Below are 20,760 nucleotides of genomic sequence, written 5' to 3' on the forward strand. Positions count from 1 at the left end.
ACATACTCCCATTTTATTGAATTAGACTAATATGTTTATAATAAGCAATCGATTAAATAGATAAAACGCTTTTAAAGATTTTTATTTAGGCTTAACACTATAATCTATCTCATACAAGTTGTAATTTTTTATAATTGATATGAGTTTATCAGCGTATATTTTTTCTCCTTTAGCATTTGTAGTAGTTGCATAACCAGCATCTTCAAGTGCCTGAGCCTGGGCACGATAGGTATTTTTTTCAAAAAGTCCTGACTTCAGATACCTCTTATTTTTCATCAAAAAATTAGACCTATCAGTTACGCTATCCGCCCAAGAATTATATTTTCTAAAGTATGCATTTACGTGGCTGTTATAGTATTCCTTAGTATTAAATAATACCTTGTCACCATGCCATGAGGCGTCTGCCTTTATACCATAAAGGTTGTTGGCATTTTTCGTTAATTTAGACCTACCCCAATTTGACTCTAATATGGCCTGGGCAATTGTTACAGAAGGAAGTAGGCCAGTTTTTCTATACTCAACAATAGAAATTTCCTTTAGACTATCTATAAATTCCTGGTTACTCCTATTATTTTCTGTCATAATTTTAGTATCTATATTATCAAAATAACTAAATAAGTTTGCAAAAGTATAGGCAAAAATGATAAGAACTAATAGTATGATAAGGCGAAAAAATCTTTTTGGTCTTTTAGCTTTTTTACTGGTCTTAGATTTTCGATTTTTCTGCTTATACTTGTTATTTTTTCCACTAGCTTGTATTTTTTTCTTTCTAACTCTTCTGTCTAAACTAGTTATAAAATCACCTCCAATAACTACCAATTGATCCTTTTATATAGAATCTATAATTAGTTTACTAAGTCATAATAATAAGGATAAATCATAAAGCTTAATTTATGGTAATATAAGTTGAAAAATACCCTTGTTATAACAAAAAAACTGTGGAAGGCCACAGTCTCTTTGTTAAGTATAGCTATAAGCGGAGTTCTGTATTTGATGATCATCTTTCTAGGCCTATTGTCACCAATAGGCTCAAGCGGCCTACCTACCGGGAGATGCGAGCAACATCTCTTATTCCTATCTTGGCCTTGCACCAGGTGGGGTTTACATAGCCATATAGTCACCTATATGCTGGTGAGCTCTTACCTCGCCTTTCCATCCTTACCTATAAGGGCGGTTTATTTCTGTTGCACTATCCTTAAGATCGCTCTCACTAGGCGTTACCTAGCACCCTGCTCTATGGAGCTCCGACTTTCCTCACGTATTTCTACCTGCGATCACCTGCTATACTTGTTGACAATTATATCAAAAAGACAAATTATATGCAAATATTATTAACTAATTTTAAATAGTTTGAATCTAATAATAGAAAATATGCTATAATAGTAATGATAAACTGAAATTTAGTAATAAAAAACTAATAAGGAGTGAATACATTGAATAATAGCAGAGAATTAATTAGGTTAGCTGTTCTTGAAGTCAATGAAAGATATATTGATGACAAGTTTGCTATGAACAGCAACTTAAATGAAACGCTTAAAAATAAATTTGAAAAAGTAGATGAAAATGAAGAAAAATATATAGAACTTTTAAGATACAATATAATATATTACAAGTCAATAATTAAAAAATTAGAGTATATACTTGAAATGTGGATACAGAATGACCTTATACAGGGTCACCAGTCTGTTGAAAAAAGTATAGAAAATATTAAAGCATCTTCTAGACAGTATGTAAATAAGGCCATGAAGAATGGTAATAAACATCTAAATGATAAGGATAGAAAGATATTTATGTCTTATGACAAGAATTCAGGTGTTAAAAAAATTGAGAAGATAGAAAATGACTACAAGATACTTAATATCTATAAGGATGTTCTGGGAATGGTTATCACTGTAATCTCTGGGAATGTAGATAAGTATAAGGATATTCTAGATATGAGTACTGAAGAGGTTAAAATAGACCTGATGAATGAAATATTCACCATGATCAATGAGATACTTTTCAGTCAAGAAACCCCAATAGAGGAGTTTACAGATGAAGCCCTGGTAGAAGATGACGATATATCGGAAGAATACGAGCTGGCAGATGAAGACAAGTGCATAAGTTTCACCAAGTATGTATCAATGATAAGTACACCTGAAATATCAGTTAAAATCAATGATATATTCAGGGATGCAGTACTTGCTGAAGATATTGAAGAAGATGATGCTTACGGTTTTTCAGAAGGCTTAAAAGATTATGTTTCATGTGTAGCTCTTTTAATGGACTATATTTCTGATGAAAATAAGCAGTATTTTATAAATACTTTCAGGATGATGGTTATAGGTCTTATAGATGAAAATGAGTTTAAAGAAGTAGTTGAAAGACTTGTAAGAAACAAGACATTTTTAAGCAAGTCTAGGTGGACAGCTTGTCACAAGCTTGTTAAATCAGACTTCAATATAGAAAATAATAATTTCTTTGGTAGACAGGTAGTTGATACTAGCTATGATAAGATAGACTTTGCCCAGAAAATGGACCTATTGGATATGGGAATGGACCTTCCGATAGGAGAAAGAGTAGAGAATATTGTTGATGGTATAGATCATTATGGACAAGAAGATCAGGGTGGCTTTATATCTTCATTAAAGGATAATCTCTTTAAGAAAAAGAATAGGCAGGATTATGATACTGCTTCAGATGAGTATTATGATGATGAATTTGAAGAGTATAATTATGATGAAATCAACGATGACGAAGACTATTATGAAAAAGATAGGATATCAGACAAGTTTAAGAATTTCTTTTCTAAGAAGTATAGGGGAGAAGAGTACTCTAGGTATTCAAATATGGATGAGGATGAGTATAATGACATAGATCCTAACCTGTTTAATGGTGATAAATCAATCCAGGATGAAAACGCCCTAGCTATACTTATGATGAGGGAAAAGAATAGACGTAAGGAAGTCAGTGATAGCAAAAAAGAATACGATGAGCTAATAGATGAAAGACATTTAGCTGAAGAGATAATAAAACCAGGCATCAAGTCACTAGCAGGTAAGGCTGATATTGTATTTGAAGAAGGTGACTGTGTGTATCCTAAGAAAGGGCATACAGAAAGTCTTGAATCAAAACCCGTCTTTTATGGAGACTTACACAAAGAAGATGACAAGTATAAAGACTATGAAGTGTTGAATGAAAATCAAGAAGATACAGGAAGTCAAGAAGACGATATAGAAAATCAAGAGCAGGGATTAGATGATCAAAATCAGGCAGGCTATTCTTCAGATGACAGTCAATCATCTGAACAGAAAGAGGATGATTTTGAAGAACTTGAAATGTTGATAGCTATGAATAAAGAAAATTCAGAAAGCCTGGAAGGACATGGTTCACAGGGTTCTCCAGATGAAAGCCATGTAAAAGAGCCTGAAGAAGATTATGGTGAAGATGATGAATATGACGATATAGACGATGGTCCTGGACTTGTGGACAGGTTCAAGGATTCCAAATTCTTTGCCAAGTTTACTAAATTAAAAGATGCAAGGGAAGAGAAAAAGTTAAAAGAAGAAGTTGATCCTGGTCAAAAGGAAGGCTTTATGGAAGTACTACCGAAGGCTAAGATGGCTAGGGATGGCATAATTATAATTGTTATAATAGCAGTCCTATTCTCTTCATATATTTTCTTTATAAAGCAGTTTACAATGCCTTCAGTTGAGGAAACTAACAATACAACAAAAAATGTGAAGGTTGAGAAAAAAGTTTCTGGTACAAATACAAGTGGAAAAGACAATCCTAAGTCAACAGCTGAAATAACACAAAAGACCGAGGCTGAAAAGCTTAGAGATGAAAATGAAACCAGGGCCAGTGAATTAGATAGGCAGGCAGAACAGTATAAAAATGGTAAGGGTATTTACTATACTGTTTTTGTGGGTGCCACTAAGGATAAGGATGGGGCTGAGTCTGTGGCAAATAATTTTGCCAAGAGGGGGGTCCAGGCCCAGGTCGTTAGAAATGCAGGCTACTATATGCTAAAGGTAGGAGAATTCTTTGACTACAATGATGCTTATGCAAAGTCAAAGTCAATATCTGCAAAAGGTATACAGAACTATATTGCTAGTCAGAATAAGTACTATGACTTGAAGATTAGTGCCTATAAAATAAGGATACCTAACCTATCTAAGGACCAGTTGAAAACTGACTACAATGATTTGAGGAATCAAATATCTTCAACTGGAAAGAATGCATCTTATGTTACTAATTTAGATGAGATATACGAACAAGCGCTTAAGGATAATTAAGGAGGTCACAGGTTTTGTTAAAGGATAGTGAAAGAGTAGTATTTAAAATAAAATCTGGATATAGCTTAAATGGATTAGTTGACTTCAACCTTGAGGACAAGTATTTGCAATTTACTAACCTTGGAAACATTTATGTTTCCAAGGTTGATTCTTTACAAGGGGAAAACGAAGATTACATATACTATGACTTGTCTACAGAAGGCCAAAAGTTATATACAGAGATAGATGGGGATAGTGTAAGTGTAATTGCAGATTCCATACCATTTATGAGGGTTAAGGATGGCGAATCCTATAGGGTATACCCATCATTGATAATGGTATTAGACCTATTTGAATTGGTAAAGATAGGACAGAATTCTAAAAAGTTCATCTTTGATATTCAGGGTGGAAACCTAATTATGAATGCTGATGGAGACCTATATACTGGTATTTTAGAATATGAGGATAGCAGGTTAGTATTTGTTAGTAGTGGGAAGAGGTTTGAATTTAGTCTTTATGACCTTGAGTCTTATACCAATACAGACAATATGTTGAATATAAAGGGCTATTTCTATATTGATTTCCAATCAAGAGTATATAGGGATATTAGCTTCATGGGTAGGATAAATAAGGCAAGTATACCAAAGAATATAGATGAAATAGTAAAGAATAATTCGAAAATAGGTAGGTTGCCTGCCCAAGACCCAATAGTATTTTGTAAACTATCGGGTAGGCTTAGGTCTAACGAATATTTAAACAAGAATATGTTTTTGATTAGACATGAAGACCTATATGTTCTATATGAAAAGAAAAATAAGAAAGAATTAGTGTGTAAGGAAAGGTCTCTTTTTACTAGCTACTATATAGGTGATGATAATTATATAGTGTATGACGGACAAGATGTATTCACACTTTATATTGACTCTGATTCAGCCAAAAAGGTTGGATTTGATTCATTAAAGGCAATAGAAAATAAGTCAATAGGTTTTTCTAAGGAGTTTAGGCCCTTCTTTATCGAGATAGATGATGATTATATATCAATAATGAAGGCAGAAGACAAGTGTATCTTGGATATAGAAAAAAGTTCTATATCTAATATTTCTGTAAATGAAGACCTCTTCGAAAGTGAGGGATTTGTTGGTGTAGAAATTAAATTCAAGGATAAACTTGTCATTATGAATTTGAAGAGGGAGATAATCACGGACCTATCTGCCAATATTTTTTCTGAATACCAGAAGTCCCTACTAGAGACCACCAATCTTGATGAAGTATATGACAACTGGATAAAGTCAGTGTCAGATATGGTGATATTCAATTTTTTTGGACATATATATCATATGAACAGCAAGTATTCATATATGATGAATAATAATATTGACCTGGCAGACAAGGTTGACTTTATAAACTATTTATACAGTGACCTACAGGACCAGCTTAGTAATATAGACCTAATAACAGTACATATGTCAGATATACTGGAGAGAAGTGAAGAAAGATACTTCAAGTCTCTAGATTTGACTTGTGATTTGACTGATATATCAAGACTCCAGAGACATTTCTTTGACCTGAGAAATGATATAAAGATGGATATAAACGGGATTATAGGTCTTATAGACAAGATGTCATATATGATACTACCTGATGAAATGAGAAAATCAAGCATCAGAATGTTAAGGGAAGCTCAAATATACCAGATAGACCTACATGCAGATATGGCCTACCAGAAACTTGAACATATAATTTATAATCTTCTTCCACATTATGTGGCTAAAACTGTAAAGACGGTATTTGAGACTTACTACAGTTTTTATCCAAACTACAGACAACTTGATGAAGAAAACTTGAAGATAGAACTAATGGAAAGGATAAAATCTACCCATATTTTCAGACAGTTTAATATCAATAAAGAGTCAAAGGTCTTAAGAAAGGATATTATAGAAGACCTATACTCTCTTATGAAGTTTGGAAGCATGAAGATAGACAGTGAATACTATTTCACTGGTGGGTATAGATAGGAGGTCTTATGTTAATAGATGAAATAATGGCAAAGGAATTTCGCTTATGTAATTTTGTAGCCAGAGAAAAAAGTGTGAAATATAAGGAAATAGATTTAGATGACTTGCTAGTAGCTGATACTAATATTGATAGGGATAATATTATTGAAATAGTTGACCCGGAAGTTTCTAGTAAGCTGATATAGGAGGTAAGTGGATGAAAAATATTTTATTAGCCGGCGGAGCTGGTTATATTGGAAGTCATACTGCTGTTGAATTATTGAATTCAGGATATGGTGTTGTAATAGTAGATAACCTATCTAATAGCTATAAGACTGTTATAGACAGGATAGAAAAGATAACATCTAAGACTCTTAAATTTTATGAAATAGATACCAGGTCTTCCGACTTGGAAAAAGTATTTCAAGAGAATCATATAGATGCTGTTGTTGACTTTGCAGCTTATAAGGCAGTTGGTGACTCTGTAGCCAATCCATTAAAGTACTATGATAACAACCTTCTTTCACTAATAAATATGTTGACTATAATATCTAAGTACAATGTGCATAACTTTGTATTTAGCTCTTCTGCAACTGTTTATGGAGATTTAGAAGTTGAAGATCTACCAGCTAGGGAAGACTACAAGTTATCAACTGCAAATCCTTATGGGACTACCAAGCTTATGGGAGAAGAAATTATAAAAGATGCCTGCCATGCTAACAGTAAGTTAAATGCAATCATCCTAAGATATTTCAATCCTATTGGAGCCCATGAGTCAGGCATTATAGGTGAAGATTGCGGTGGGATACCAGCCAATATTATGCCGTATTTAACTAAGGTTGCAATAGGAGAGTTGCCACATATAAATGTCTTTGGTAATGACTACAGGACTAAGGATGGAACTGGTGTAAGAGACTATATCCATGTTGTTGACCTGGCCAAGGGCCACGTAAAGGCAATAGAAAAACTACTTGGTGAAAAGATAGGATTAGATTATTATAATCTAGGAACTGGCCAGGGATATAGTGTAATGGAACTTATTGAATCTTTTTCTAAGGCTTGTGGAAAAGATATACCATATAAGATTGGGCCAAGGAGAGAAGGGGATATAGATATGTCATATGCAGATTCATCAAAGGCTGAAAGAGACCTTGGATGGAGGGCTGAATTTGATATAGATAGGATGTGTCAGGACTCTTGGAGATGGCAAAAAAATAATCCTAAAGGTTATGAAGAATAGATACTATAGTCTTGAACATATATTATAGTTGAACTATAGATACCTAGGAATATGCGTAAACTAAAGAGGTGTAGAATGTTAAAAAAAATAATGATGTTCTGTTTAGCTTCTATAATTGCAGTCGGCCTGGCTGCATGCAATAAAAGTCAAAACACAAAAAAGGATACATTAGACATGACAGATAATAAGGCAGAAATAACTGTATATATAGATAAGGGTACTAAGGTCGACCCCAAGTATTTGACTAACGGAAAGGTTGCCATAAATTACCTACCGAATACCAAGGGAAATTTTGGCAAGGATTATGTCGACAAAATCATAAATAATATAGATAAAAGTGTGAAGGTAGTCATTATATCCACTAATAAGAGCGGCTTAGAGCCAGTTTTTAAGGGGGTAAAGAAAAAACTACCAGGTGTGGTTACAGTAGCCAATGGAATTGGTGAACTATCTTCTATAGATAGGTACATGGTTGCCAAGGATAAGAATATAGATATTGGTCTTGTAGAGTCTAGATATTCTGGCAGAGAATCTCTTATAACAGCCAAGGAAATGTCGGCAAAGAACTTTATTTATCTTGTGTCTAAGGATAATGCAACTTCTAAAAAAATCATAGAAGACATTAATAGGGCTAGACTGGTTGCTGAAAAATATCAAGTTAATTTTACTGTAGAAGAGGTCGGAGATAAGTTAGAAGACCTACAGAAAAAATTGGATGCAATGGATGAAAATACAAAGTCTAGCACTGCAATCTATCCATCTGATGAGATGTATTCAGACTTTTGTCTAGATAATCTTATAAAGAACAAGTTTATAGTGCCAAATATTAACTCATCTAATGATGGAGACCTAGTGGCAAATAAACTGGGCCTTAAAAGCATGGACCAGTACAAGTCAAGAGAAGATTTTGACAAGGCGGTTTCATATCAACTTGCTAAGAGAGGGCTTAAAAGTAAACTAGCAGGTATATCCGAATCAAGAAGGGCTCTAACTACTGAGTTGGTAATTGAAGTAGCTAATTATATGTATGAAAAAAATTTCACCCTAGAAGAGTGTTATACAAATATATCTTTACTAAATAGGGCCAATACTAATTTGAATCTTGGTCTAAACTTTGATAGCCTAGGAATTGCCTATGGGTATTTCAGGGAGCTTAGCTTCCTGACTAGAATTTATTAAGGAGGTGCTTATGGAAAATATATTCAAAAAAATATGTGTATTTACAAGCCTCGCAATAGTTCTAGCCTCTCTTACTGCCTGTTCAGGAGATAATAACAAGGTTAAAAAAGAAATTCTGGATTCTGACTCTGACAAGGAGGCCAGTATAGCTATACTGACAGATGGCAAAAAAGATGATTTTGCTACTTATGATATGGCCCAGTCAATAAAAGAACAGTATGATGTTAAATTGAATAACAAATTGACAAAGGCAAAAATCATTAATTATTCTCTACCAGAGAAGGGCTTGTCAACTTATAAAAAGGATAAGAATGACCTTCTGGTGAAGATAAAGAATAATAATGATATTAAGGCCTTGGTAGTTTCAACATCTGATCTTGATATAATATCAGACATAAATAAACTTAAAAAGTCGAGAAAAGACCTAGTCTTATTATCTGCTGACCAGGCTACTACTGATATTAAAAATATTGATGAAAAGGAGTCTGGTGCAAGTGAAAATAACTTGTCAAAGGCTTTAATAAATACTTTTGACATGAACTTTAAGACTGATAGGTCAGATCGGACGAAAAATATAGCTGAATTGGCTAAAACTATGGGGGCAGATAGGACTGTAGTTATAGTAGATGAGGAAAATATGTCACCTACAGTAAAGTCTAATATAGAAGGTCTAGAAAAAGAAACTAAGTCCTATGATATGGCATATGAAGAAGTAAAATTACCAAAGTTAGAAGAGGGTCAAAAAAGGGCTTATATATCTAATCTAATTGATGATATTGCTAAAAAATATGGTGATAAGGTGAGCTACTACTCAACCAGCAAATTGGTTGATGACGTTTTGGTTAGTAGGATTACAGAAAATAAGTACTATGTGTCAGAACTATCTGAACCAAACAGGCTTACTTATATCTTAAATAAGTTTGGTATTAAGTACATACATAGGCAGAGGTGTGAATATGCCTACTTGAACTCACAAGTGTCTACATACTTAAACAGGATTAATAATTCTAGTAACAGGATTGGTTCATCTAGTGCAGACCCTAAAAATCATACCCTAAGGACAGCCTTGGAACTAGCTGTAAATATTACAGGAAAGGATACGGATATTAAAAAATGTTATAATCCGTATTTTTTAGAAAAAATATCTACATTTAGGACTAATATTAATGCAGGTTTTGCTAATGTAGGTAAGGGTGCTAATAACTACAAGTTTGTGTACCCAGACCAGTATATTTATTAGTTGATAAGTCATTGAGATTGACAAAGTAGTTTATTAATAAGTATAATGGAGATATTGATTCAATGGAGGTAAAAAAATGGTAATGATAATACCTGAAAATTATAAATGTGAGCTAGGTGTTTTAGAAACACAAAAGGCCATAAAAAATTTAAAAGATTTTTTTCAATCGGAACTAAGTAAGGAGTTAAGCCTTTTAAGAGTCTCTTCACCCCTTTTCGTCCTTCCAGAAACTGGTACCAATGACAACTTAAGTGGTGTTGAAACACCAGTAAGTTTTGTTGTGCCATTTATGAACAAGAAGGCAGAAATAGTCCAGTCTTTGGCAAAGTGGAAGAGGATGGCTATAAAAAGGTACAATATACCTGTGTATGAAGGTATATATGCAGATATGAATGCTATTAGAAAGGATGAGGAACTAGATAACCTACATTCTTTGTATGTTGACCAGTGGGACTGGGAGTACCATATTAAAAAAGAAGATAGGACATATGAAAAGCTAGTTTGGATAGTTGAAAAAATATATGAAGTATTCAAGAGGGCTGATAGGTATATAGTAAGTATATATCCCCAGTTTACTCCTTTACTACCTGACAAGATTACCTTTGTTACAAGTCAGGACTTAGAAAATGAATGGCCAAACCTAACTCCTAAGGAAAGGGAAAAGGCCATTGTAAAGAGGCATAAGGCTGTATTCTTGATAGGAATAGGTGGAGTATTGGAGTCAGGCGAAAAACATGATGGTAGATCACCAGACTATGATGATTGGGAACTAAATGGAGACCTATTATTCTATAATCCAGTCCTTGATGATGTAATAGAATTATCTTCAATGGGTATCAGGGTAGACGAAGAGGCCTTAAGTAGGCAGCTAGAAATCGCCGGTGCTGAGGATAGAAAGTCATTTGACTATCATAGAGAGTTATTAAATGGTGACCTTCCATACACAATAGGAGGGGGAATAGGTCAATCTAGAATATGCATGTTCTTCCTTAGAAAAGCACATATTGGTGAAGTCCAGGTTGGTATATGGCCAAATGGTATGATTAGAGATTGTGCCAAGGCAGGTATCCACCTACTATAATTATTTGTATAGAAATTGGAGGCAGTATGTATAAGTTAACTGGTGTTATGTTTAGTCAAGAAGAAATAGAAGCTAAGGTTATTGAATTAGCTAAGCAGATAGAAAAAGACTACAAGGGACAAGACCTTCTGCTAGTTGGTATATTAAAGGGAGCTAGCGTTTTTGTGGCAGACCTTATGAGAAAGATAGACCTTAATGTGAATATAGACTTTATGAGTGTGTCAAGTTATGGAAGTGCTACTGTATCGTCTGGTACAGTAAAAATTTTAAAAGATCTTGATGTAGATATAAAGGATAAGAATGTATTAATTGTTGAAGATATAATAGATTCTGGTATCACTCTAAGAAATCTATATGATACTCTTATGACTAGGGAACCAAGAAGCCTAAAATTATGCACCCTACTAAATAAGCCTGCCAGGAAAAAGGTTGATGTAGATGTTGACTATGTAGGCTTTGTAATAGAGGATAAGTTTATAGTAGGTTATGGTATTGATTATGATGAAAAGTATAGAAATCTTCCATACATTGCTATAGTTGAGGACGTGGAAGACTAATATATTAAATATTTTACGATAGCTTATAAGAACTGTACCTGATATGATATAATGATGGTACAGTTTTTTTGGAAGGGGAAAGTCATGGAAGGTAAAAAGGAATTTAGGAAGAAGTATTTCTTTTTTGATATAGATGGGACGATTGCTATAGGTATGCCAAAGTATATACCTGAGTCAACTGAGTACGCCCTAAATAAGTTAAAAGAGAAGGGCCATTTTATAAGTGTGGCTACAGGTAGGCTGTACACAATGACCAAGCCCTTTTGCGATCAATTTGGTATAAGCAATATGGTGACTGACGGTGGATTTGGTACAGTTTTAAATGGTCAGGTAGATATAAAACCACTAGACAGGCAGATGATGATAGACATAGTGGATGTCTTTGAAGAAAAGAATATCCCTTGGGCTATATGTATGGCTGATGAAAGGGTATGGCATACTAGGACCAAGAAGTTCTATGATATTATGGAAAAGGATAAAATGAACTATATGGATACAGTAATTGATCCAAACCTTGACATCAGAAAGGTCAAAGATATATTTAAGGGATTTGCCTGTATAAATCCGGAAGAAGAGGCTGGGCTAGAGGCCTTAAAAAATGTGACCTATACTAGGTATAGGCCGGGTTATATAGTTATAGAACCGGATGACAAGTCCTTGGGTATTAGGAAGATTATGGACCTGATGGGAATAGAAGACCAGGATGTAGTTGTATTTGGTGATAATACTAATGATATTAAAATGTTTAGACCAGAATGGACATCTATTGCCATGGGAAATGCGGTTGAAGAACTGAAGAAAATAGCAGACTTCGTGACTAAGGATGCTGATGATGGTGGCATAGAATATGCATGTAGGCACTTTGGCTGGATAGACTAGGAAACAAAGATTAGAAATTATTGGATTTATTATATATCTAGATTTTATATGATATTTTTATAAGATTTATACTAGATAATTTATAGGGATATAGGTGAATACTAAGATGAAGAAGGTAGTAGTTATAGGTGCTGGAGCAGCCGGTATGATGGCGGCTTATTTTGCAGCAAGAGAAGGAGCCCATGTTACAATAATAGAGAAAAATAAAATATTGGGTAGAAAAATCAGGATAACTGGTAAGGGTAGGTGTAATGTAACTAATGCATCTGACCTTGATACTATAATAAACAATATATACAGGAATGGCAATTTCATGTATAGTTCCTTGTATTCCTTCACTAATGACGACCTTATAGACCTATTCGAATCCTTTGGTTTAAAGTTAAAGACTGAAAGAGGAAACAGGGTATTTCCACTAAGTGATAAGGCAATTGATGTAGTTAAGGCTATGGAGAAAATGCTAGACAGCCAGGCTGTAAATATTAAAACAGGGGCCAAGGTAAGGTCCATACTCCTAGATGGAAATAAGGTTAAGGGTCTTATTTTATCTAATGGAACTAAGATATTTGCTGATAAGATAATATTAGCAACTGGTGGTAAGTCATATCCGCTTACAGGGTCTACCGGGGATGGTTATACGATGGCAAAAGAATGTGGTCACAGGGTGACCAATCTCTATCCAAGCCTTATAGGTATGGAAACTGTTCAAGATATCAAGCGCGACATGGTAGGCCTTAATCTAAGGAATATTTCTATAAAACTATACAAAAATAGTAAGGAAATTTACCAGGGCTTTGGTGAGCTTGAATTTAGAGAATATGGTCTGGATGGACCGGTAATTAAGTCGGCATCATGTTATATAGATGACTTCCAAAAAAATAATTACAGGATTCTTTTAGACCTAAAACCAGCCCTGTCGAATGAAAAGTTAGATGCTAGGATTTTGAGGGACTTTGAAAAGTATTCCAATAATAGTTTTGAAACAGGCTTAAAAGACCTCCTACATAAGAAGATGATAGATTATATTATCGATAAGGTAGGTATAGATAGGAAAAAGCCAGTCCATCAGGTATCTAAGGAAGAAAGGCACCGACTTCTTAGCCTGATAAAGGGAATAGACTTTGATATAAAAAGGTTAAGACCAATAGATGAGGCCATTATAACTGAAGGTGGGATAGAGGTTAAGGAAGTGAATCCGAGCACCATGGAATCTAAATTAGTGGAAGGTCTGTATTTTGCAGGTGAAATCTTGGATGTAAATGCTTTTACTGGAGGCTTTAACCTACAGATTGCTTTTTCAACAGGATATTTGGCTGGCACAAGTTCTGCTAGAGAAAAATAATAAATTTGGGAAAATATAATACCTTTAAGGGTAGAGTAAAAATATAAAATAAGTATAAAGAGGTCACCAACCTCTTCCAGATTGATTCAACTCCAAGGATATGTAAATGGGGACTTGGAGGGCAAATCAAAGTGGAAGAAGGAAGTGGCCTCTTATTGGCTTGGACAATTTTCCGAAAAATAAATACTCAAGTTCATCCTACCGTATGATTTAATCGATTTATAGGGCGAACTAAAGATCTAATTATAAGTTAGTAATATAATTGTAAATCTTTTCGTTACCAATATCTATATTGCCCGTTTCTAAAAACCTTTCTATGCAATCTACATCCCATTCAGTTAGATATTGAGCGGGTATAGAAAGATTGTAACCGCTTTCAGTCAATAAGGTATTTAGTTTAAAAATACTGGTATAGTCTGCTTTTTTTGAATAATAGGAAGGTGATTTCTGCTTATGGTAAGCCAAGCAGTCGTTTTGTATTAGGATAAGGGTTTGTACATATTCCTTATAGGCGTCCCTGAATTCTGTTACAACTATTCCTATTTCTTCTAAATAGGCTATCATGGAATTATCTTTTAACATATTATCAGCAAATTTATCTGCTGTTAGTTTTCCAGATACAATTCCTTTTTGGTACTTTCTCAATACTTTTTTTGTGCGGGTATAGATGTCGTAACGATGCTTTAAACTAAGATCTAAAAACTTCATCTGCATCACCTCTACTTTAATTTTACAATAAAAAAATAGAAAAAGCTAGTTTATGATAATAAATAATTTGCAAAAATTACTTTTTTTTCCCAAAGTATAGTATAATATACTTATTATTAAAGAGGGGAGAGTATTATGCGTAATATTGAGAGAATGAAAAACCTTGTTGAGATTACCAAGATCGTTACAGGGGCAGATAGCTTTTACGAAGTTAAAGACTTAATAATTAGCAAGATGCTTAATGTTGTGCATCCAACTAAGGCCTGCGTCAATCTTTTTTATGGGCATGATTATAATTATGCACACTTGGTTTGCTCTGCAACACTTGAGTACATACCTCAACTTTTTAAACCCGATAAAAAATACGGTGTCAAGATAGACTTTGATATATATCCAGACTACATACATGAATCAGTAGAAGAACAGAAGGTTGTTATTGTTGAAAATATATTTGAAGATCCTAGGGCCGCCAAGGAAGTCGAACTTGCAACTAATGAAAAATATGTTGGTAGGGCCGTTTTTCCCTTTGTAATAAACCATAAGACTGTAGGTTTTATGACTTGTTACCTAAGTGAGACAGATGTTTTGAGTGATGATGATATAGATTTTATTACACAGGTGGCTTCACTTATGACCTTGTCAATCTCAATTACCGAGAAAAACAATGGTATTAATAAGCTAATCAATAAGCTGAGAAATTCAGTGACTAGTTTAAATAATGCTTCAAAGCAACTCTATTCTACAAAGGATATGCATGATTATCTTAAAAGGATGGCAGCCATACTTAAGAATAGTACAAATAGTTCTTCCTGTTTATTAAATATATACAATTTGGATGGTAATGGAGATATTCAAGGACAGAAGATAAGTATAGTTGACCCTATAGAAGATTCAAACTATATGAATAAATTGATACCAGAGATAATCAGGCAAAATAAGATGACTGCCTTTGGAGAGAGTGATGACTTGGCTGAAAGTAATGGAAAAAAAGCAAGATATTATCTATATTATAAATTTATAATAGACTCAAAGACCCAGCTAATACTATGGTGTATAAGTGAAAATAAATATACAAAGGATGACCAAAATACCCTATCAGCCATTTCCAGACAGATTGGTATGAGTATGCAGTCCTATGAGTATACACTCAATTATGAGAAACATAGGTCTATAGATAATGATCTTAATGTTTTGAAACAGCAGCAAGAACTTATAATGAAACAAAACAATGTAAAAAAGGTTAATGGTAAGGACATCTTCTATTATCACAAGTCAGCCAAGGTCGTAGGGGGGGACTTCCACTATGCTATTGAGACAAACGACAATGTTGTATTTATAATTGCCGATGTAATGGGGCACGGTATAATATCCAACTATATAGTTGCTACTATGAAAGGGGCCTTTAATGCCTTGGTTAGCTACGTAGACAGTCCCGCAGACTTATTAACCAAGATGAATAAGTATCTTTATGATGAGTTTGACAAGATGGGCGTCTATTCTACAGCCCTAGTTGGTACTATTAGTAGGCATGAAAGAGTTATGACTATATCCAATGCAGGCCACTACCTACCAATAATGGTAGATAAGGACAATGAGCTAATGTATTTTAAGGACGATAAAAAGGGTATACCGGTTGGTATATTAGATGACACCAAGTATGAAAATATGGAATTAAATATTGAAAACTTGAAGGGTTTATTGCTATTTACTGATGGTATAATAGAGTTGAAAAATTCTAATGGTGATGAGTTTGGTATGTCTAGGCTTGAAAAATTCTTTTTAGACCATATAGATGATAAAAAAGAATTCTTCTTGGATATACTGGATAAGACCATTAAAGAAAATACTTATGATGAAGAGAAGAGAGATGATATCCTACTTGTTACTATAAAGTCGTAGATGTAAATTATCAGTTTCTAGACTATAGCATATATAATTTCAAATGAGATAAGGATTATTAATTGATAAACTATACGCAAAAAACCAACAAAAACAAGTTAATTGTTTAACGCCAATTAACTTGTTTTTTTATGAAAAAAATGGGAATAATTAAAAAGATAAGATATATGAATATAATCTATTTAATATTAATAGAGAAGTGTTATCTTGAATTGAAATGGGAAAATCATATAATACTATATAAACAGAGTGTTTAATTCAAGTCGCATTTTGACATTTTGAATGACTATAAATAGACAAATGAATTTTTCTTATTAAGTTGATTTTTTGTTTTTTTTTAGTATAATGAGTTTGAACGTTTAGAAAGGCAGAAAAACTTTAAAAAAGTTTTCCTAACCATTCTAATTGTAAATTTTATTAATTAATTTAGTATACACTATTTTTAAGTTTTTGTATTATCAAATGCGACTAGTATATAATTTATTTATATTGTTGTCATTAAAGAAGATCAAGAGACTTTTAGTGTATTCCATATTGTATACAAGAAACAATATACTTATTCTTATTTTCTTAAGGAGGAAAAAAATGGCTAAATTTATGAAAACAGTTGATGGTAATACAGCTGCTGCCCACGTATCTTATAGTTTTACAGATGTAGCTGCTATATATCCAATCACTCCATCATCTACAATGGCAGAAGTTGTTGATGAATGGGCATCACAGGGTAGAAAAAATATTTTCGGACAGGTTGTAGAGGTAGTTGAAATGCAGTCTGAAGGTGGAGCAGCAGGTGCTTTCCACGGCTCATTGGCATCAGGTGCACTTACTTCAACTTATACTGCATCTCAGGGTCTATTATTGATGTTACCTAACATGTACAAGTGTGCAGGTGAATTACTACCAGGTGTATTCCACGTGTCAGCTAGAGCACTTGCAGCTCAGGCACTATCAATATTTGGTGACCACCAGGACGTTATGTCAGCTAGAATGACAGGATGTTGTTTACTAGCATCTGGTTCTGTTCAGGAAGTTGCAGATATAGCTCCAGTAGCTCATTATGCAGCTATTGAAGGTAGGCTACCATTTATACATTTCTTTGATGGTTTCAGAACATCTCACGAAATACAGAAGGTAGAATTATTTGAAAATGAAGACTATGCTAAGTTATTAAACTTTGATGCTGTTAAGGATTTCAGAGACAGAGCTCTTTCTCCAAATTCTCCAGTAACTAGGGGTACTGCTCAGAACCCTGACATCTACTTCCAGACTAGAGAAGCATCAAACAAGTACTATGACAACATGATTGGTATAGTTGAAAAGTATATGGAAAAAATGTCTGAAATGACAGGAAGAAAGCACGGTCTATTTGACTACTATGGTGCTGAAGATGCCAAGTATATAATGGTTGCTATGGGATCTGTTACAGAGGCAGCTGAAGAATTGATAGATCAATTAAATGCAAATGGTGGTAAGTATGGTATGGTTAAGGTTCACCTTTACAGACCATTCTCTCAGGACCACTTCCTAGCAGCTATGCCTAAGACAGTTGAAAGAATAGTTGTACTAGATAGAACAAAGGAACCAGGTGCTAATGGAGAACCTCTATACTTAGATGTTAGAGATATCTATTATGGAAGAGAAAATGCTCCTATGATAATAGGTGGTAGATATGGTCTAGGTTCAAAGGATACTATACCAACAGACCTATTGGCAGCATTTGAGAACTTGACTTCTGACAAGCCAAAGGATAGATTCACTCTAAGCATTATTGATGATGTAACTCATCACTCAATCAAGGCTAGCAAGGAAGTTAGAATAGCTCATCCAGGAACAGTAAGATGTAAGTTCTGGGGTCTAGGTTCTGATGGTACTGTAGGTGCTAATAAGCAGGCTATAAAGATTATTGGTGATAATACTGATAAGTATGTACAGGCATACTTTGACTATGACTCTAAGAAGTCTGGTGGTATAACTATGTCTCACTTAAGATTTGGTGATACTCCAATCAGGTCTACTTACCTACTTGATGAAGCTGATTACATTGCCTGTCATAAGCAGAGCTATGTACACCAGTATGACGTAATCAAGGGCTTAAGAAAGGGTGGTATATTTGTACTTAACACTATCTGGACTCCAGAAGAATTAGATACACACCTACCAGCTGCTCTTAAGAGATATATAGCTAGAAATGAAATACAGTTCTATACTATTGATGCTGTAGATATAGCAAAAGAAATAGGACTAGGAAATAGAATAAACATGATTTGTCAGTCAGCATTCTTTAAGTTGGCAGATATCATACCAGTAGAAGATGCCGTGGCTTACCTAAAGGATTCTATAAAGAAGACTTATGGTAAGAAGGGTGACAAGATCGTTAATATGAACAACGAAGCTGTTGATAAGGGTATAGATGCCCTAGTTAAGATTGATGTACCAGCTACTTGGGCTGATGCAGTTGATGAAGCAGAATTAGCTACTATAGGTGAACCAGAGTTCATCAAGAATATACTTAGACCTATGACAGCAGTTGAAGGTAATTCTCTACCAGTATCTGCCTTCAATGGTCGTGAAGACGGTCACTTCCCACAGGGTACTGCAGCATACGAAAAGAGATGTATAGCTGTTGACGTTCCTGAATGGCAGATAGATAACTGTATCCAGTGTAACCAGTGTTCATTAGTATGTCCTCATGCTGCAATTAGACCATTCTTATTAACTGAAGAAGAAGTTGCCAATGCACCAGAAGGATTTGAAACTAAGAAGGCTGCTGGTAAGGGTCTAGAAGGCTTACAGTACAGAATCCAGGTATCAGCAATGGACTGTACAGGATGTGGTAACTGTGCTGACATATGTCCAGCTAAGACTAAGGCCTTAATCATGAAGCCTATGGAAGAACAGATGAAAGCTCAGGAAGCTAACTGGTACTTTGCAACTGACTTTGAAAAGGTATCAGCTAAGCCAAATGTTATGGCTCCAACTACAGTTAAGGGATCACAGTTCAGACAGCCACTTCTTGAGTTCTCAGGTGCATGTGCAGGTTGTGGTGAAACAGCTTACATGAAGCTTGTTACTCAATTGTTTGGACCAAGAATGATGGTTGCCAATGCTACAGGTTGTTCATCAATCTGGGGTGCGTCTGCTCCATCAACACCTTATACAGTTAACCACGAAGGTAAGGGTCCATCATGGGCAAACTCATTATTCGAAGATAATGCTGAATACGGATATGGTATGTATCTAGGTGTTAAGCAGTTAAGAAATAGGGTTAAGTCACTAGCAGAAGAGTTAGTAGGTCTAGCTCCAGAAGCTGACAAGGCTATAATAAATGACTACCTTGCTAATATGTTCAATGGTGATACTACAGTTGCAACAAGTGAAGCATTTGAAGGTCTAGTTGACAAGTATCTAGCAGAAGGAAAGTTCACAGAACTTACAGGTCAGTTATCCGAATTAAAGGATTACTTCGTTAAGAGATCAAACTGGATCCTTGGTGGAGACGGTTGGGCATATGACATCGGTTACGGTGGACTTGACCACGTATTAGCTTCAGGAGAAGATATAAATGTATTGGTATTCGATACAGAAGTTTACTCTAATACAGGTGGACAGTCTTCTAAGGCTACTCCAGTAGCTGCTATGGCTAAGTTTGCTGCTGCAGGTAAGAGGTCTAAGAAGAAAGACCTTGGTATGATGGCTGCCACATACGGTAATGTATATGTAGCTCAGGTTGCAATGGGTGCTGATAAGAACCAGGTACTTAAGGCTATCATAGAAGCCGAAAAGCACAATGGACCATCTCTAATAATAGCTTATGCTCCATGTATCAATCATGGTATTAGAAAGGGTATGGGTAAATCAGTAGAAAACGAAGCTGATGCAGTTAAGTGTGGATACTGGCACCTATACAGGTTTAACCCTGAGCTTAAGGCTGAAGGCAAGAATCCATTTATACTTGATTCTAAGGAACCAACTGAATCATTCAGAGAATTCATCATGGGTCAGAACAGGTATGCTTCAATAGCTAAGATGTTCCCAGAAGAAAGTGAAGAATTATTCGCTCTTGCTGAACAGAATGCTAGAGAAAGATATGAAGGTTACAAGGCTTTAGCAGATAGATAAGAATAAGTATATATTTAAGTGGGATTAGACTTATTAGTAAATCTCAAACAAGTGGAGACCAGATATTCCAATATATAAAAAGGAGTGTCTGGTCTCCTCTTATCTTTTATAAAAGCTAATCTTATAGGGTAAGTTTCACGTTAAACATATGAAATGTAATCAGCCCTTTTTGCAATTAAATCGGTATCTATGCAAATAGATGCAAATGTTTATAATATATAAAAAATATTGGCAAAAAATGTACAAAAAAATCCTATTTGTGATAA

Annotated in this window: 14 protein-coding genes and 1 other RNA gene; 12 read left to right on the plus strand and 3 right to left on the minus strand. The window is 34.5% G+C overall.

What is annotated here, in order from left to right; translation table 11 throughout:
* Positions 1 to 81: 81 nt before the first annotated feature.
* Positions 82 to 819, minus strand: a complete 738-nt coding sequence (locus tag HMPREF0634_RS04275; protein WP_007789345.1) for a glycoside hydrolase family 73 protein — start codon at positions 817 to 819, stop codon at positions 82 to 84.
* 138 nt (positions 820 to 957) lie between these two features.
* An RNA gene (rnpB, locus tag HMPREF0634_RS09370) (RNase P RNA component class A) lies at positions 958 to 1,290 on the minus strand.
* Between the two features lie 143 nt (positions 1,291 to 1,433).
* Between rnpB and HMPREF0634_RS04280 the strand changes: the two genes are divergently transcribed.
* From HMPREF0634_RS04280 to HMPREF0634_RS04320, 10 genes are all read left to right on the plus strand, one after another.
* On the plus strand, positions 1,434 to 4,277 hold the full coding sequence (locus HMPREF0634_RS04280) for an SPOR domain-containing protein (protein ID WP_007789343.1): 2,844 nt from the start codon (positions 1,434 to 1,436) through the stop codon (positions 4,275 to 4,277).
* 14 nt (positions 4,278 to 4,291) lie between these two features.
* Positions 4,292 to 6,271, plus strand: coding sequence for a hypothetical protein (locus HMPREF0634_RS04285; protein WP_040565751.1), 1,980 nt, complete (start codon positions 4,292 to 4,294; stop codon positions 6,269 to 6,271).
* Between the two features lie 8 nt (positions 6,272 to 6,279).
* A complete protein-coding gene (locus HMPREF0634_RS09775) occupies positions 6,280 to 6,456 on the plus strand; it encodes a hypothetical protein (RefSeq protein ID WP_165480189.1) in 177 nt (58 codons plus the stop codon).
* 11 nt (positions 6,457 to 6,467) lie between these two features.
* Positions 6,468 to 7,490, plus strand: coding sequence for a UDP-glucose 4-epimerase GalE (gene galE / locus HMPREF0634_RS04290; protein WP_007789473.1), 1,023 nt, complete (start codon positions 6,468 to 6,470; stop codon positions 7,488 to 7,490).
* A 75-nt stretch (positions 7,491 to 7,565) separates the two neighbouring features.
* Entirely contained in the window at positions 7,566 to 8,669 is a 1,104-nt protein-coding gene (locus tag HMPREF0634_RS04295; RefSeq protein ID WP_040565752.1) for a DUF3798 domain-containing protein, read from the plus strand.
* A gap of 10 nt (positions 8,670 to 8,679) precedes the next feature.
* Complete coding sequence (locus HMPREF0634_RS04300) at positions 8,680 to 9,909, plus strand: DUF3798 domain-containing protein (RefSeq protein ID WP_040565753.1); 1,230 nt, start codon at positions 8,680 to 8,682, stop codon at positions 9,907 to 9,909.
* 76 nt (positions 9,910 to 9,985) lie between these two features.
* Positions 9,986 to 10,990 carry an aspartate--ammonia ligase gene (gene asnA, locus HMPREF0634_RS04305; protein ID WP_007789475.1) on the plus strand — a complete coding sequence of 335 codons (1,005 nt, stop codon included), beginning with the start codon at positions 9,986 to 9,988 and terminating at the stop codon, positions 10,988 to 10,990.
* A gap of 26 nt (positions 10,991 to 11,016) precedes the next feature.
* Positions 11,017 to 11,547 (plus strand): hypoxanthine phosphoribosyltransferase, encoded by a 531-nt coding sequence (hpt, locus tag HMPREF0634_RS04310; RefSeq protein ID WP_007789402.1) that lies wholly within the window; start codon positions 11,017 to 11,019, stop codon positions 11,545 to 11,547.
* Between the two features lie 84 nt (positions 11,548 to 11,631).
* Positions 11,632 to 12,426: an HAD hydrolase family protein gene (locus HMPREF0634_RS04315; protein WP_007789374.1), complete on the plus strand. Its 795-nt coding sequence runs from the start codon at positions 11,632 to 11,634 to the stop codon at positions 12,424 to 12,426.
* 106 nt (positions 12,427 to 12,532) lie between these two features.
* A complete protein-coding gene (locus tag HMPREF0634_RS04320) occupies positions 12,533 to 13,768 on the plus strand; it encodes a BaiN/RdsA family NAD(P)/FAD-dependent oxidoreductase (protein WP_007789412.1) in 1,236 nt (411 codons plus the stop codon).
* A gap of 243 nt (positions 13,769 to 14,011) precedes the next feature.
* On the opposite strand, the gene HMPREF0634_RS04325 is transcribed toward HMPREF0634_RS04320, so the two are convergent.
* Positions 14,012 to 14,476 carry a hypothetical protein gene (locus HMPREF0634_RS04325; RefSeq protein WP_007789427.1) on the minus strand — a complete coding sequence of 155 codons (465 nt, stop codon included), beginning with the start codon at positions 14,474 to 14,476 and terminating at the stop codon, positions 14,012 to 14,014.
* A 135-nt stretch (positions 14,477 to 14,611) separates the two neighbouring features.
* On the opposite strand from HMPREF0634_RS04325, the gene HMPREF0634_RS04330 reads away from it, so the two are divergent.
* On the plus strand, positions 14,612 to 16,375 hold the full coding sequence (locus tag HMPREF0634_RS04330; protein WP_007789457.1) for a GAF domain-containing SpoIIE family protein phosphatase: 1,764 nt from the start codon (positions 14,612 to 14,614) through the stop codon (positions 16,373 to 16,375).
* A gap of 585 nt (positions 16,376 to 16,960) precedes the next feature.
* Complete coding sequence (gene nifJ, locus HMPREF0634_RS04335) at positions 16,961 to 20,494, plus strand: pyruvate:ferredoxin (flavodoxin) oxidoreductase (protein WP_007789355.1); 3,534 nt, start codon at positions 16,961 to 16,963, stop codon at positions 20,492 to 20,494.
* The last annotated feature ends 266 nt before the right edge of the window (positions 20,495 to 20,760 follow it).

It is taken from the genome of Peptostreptococcus stomatis DSM 17678, from assembly GCF_000147675.1.
Taxonomy (GTDB): domain Bacteria; phylum Bacillota; class Clostridia; order Peptostreptococcales; family Peptostreptococcaceae; genus Peptostreptococcus; species Peptostreptococcus stomatis.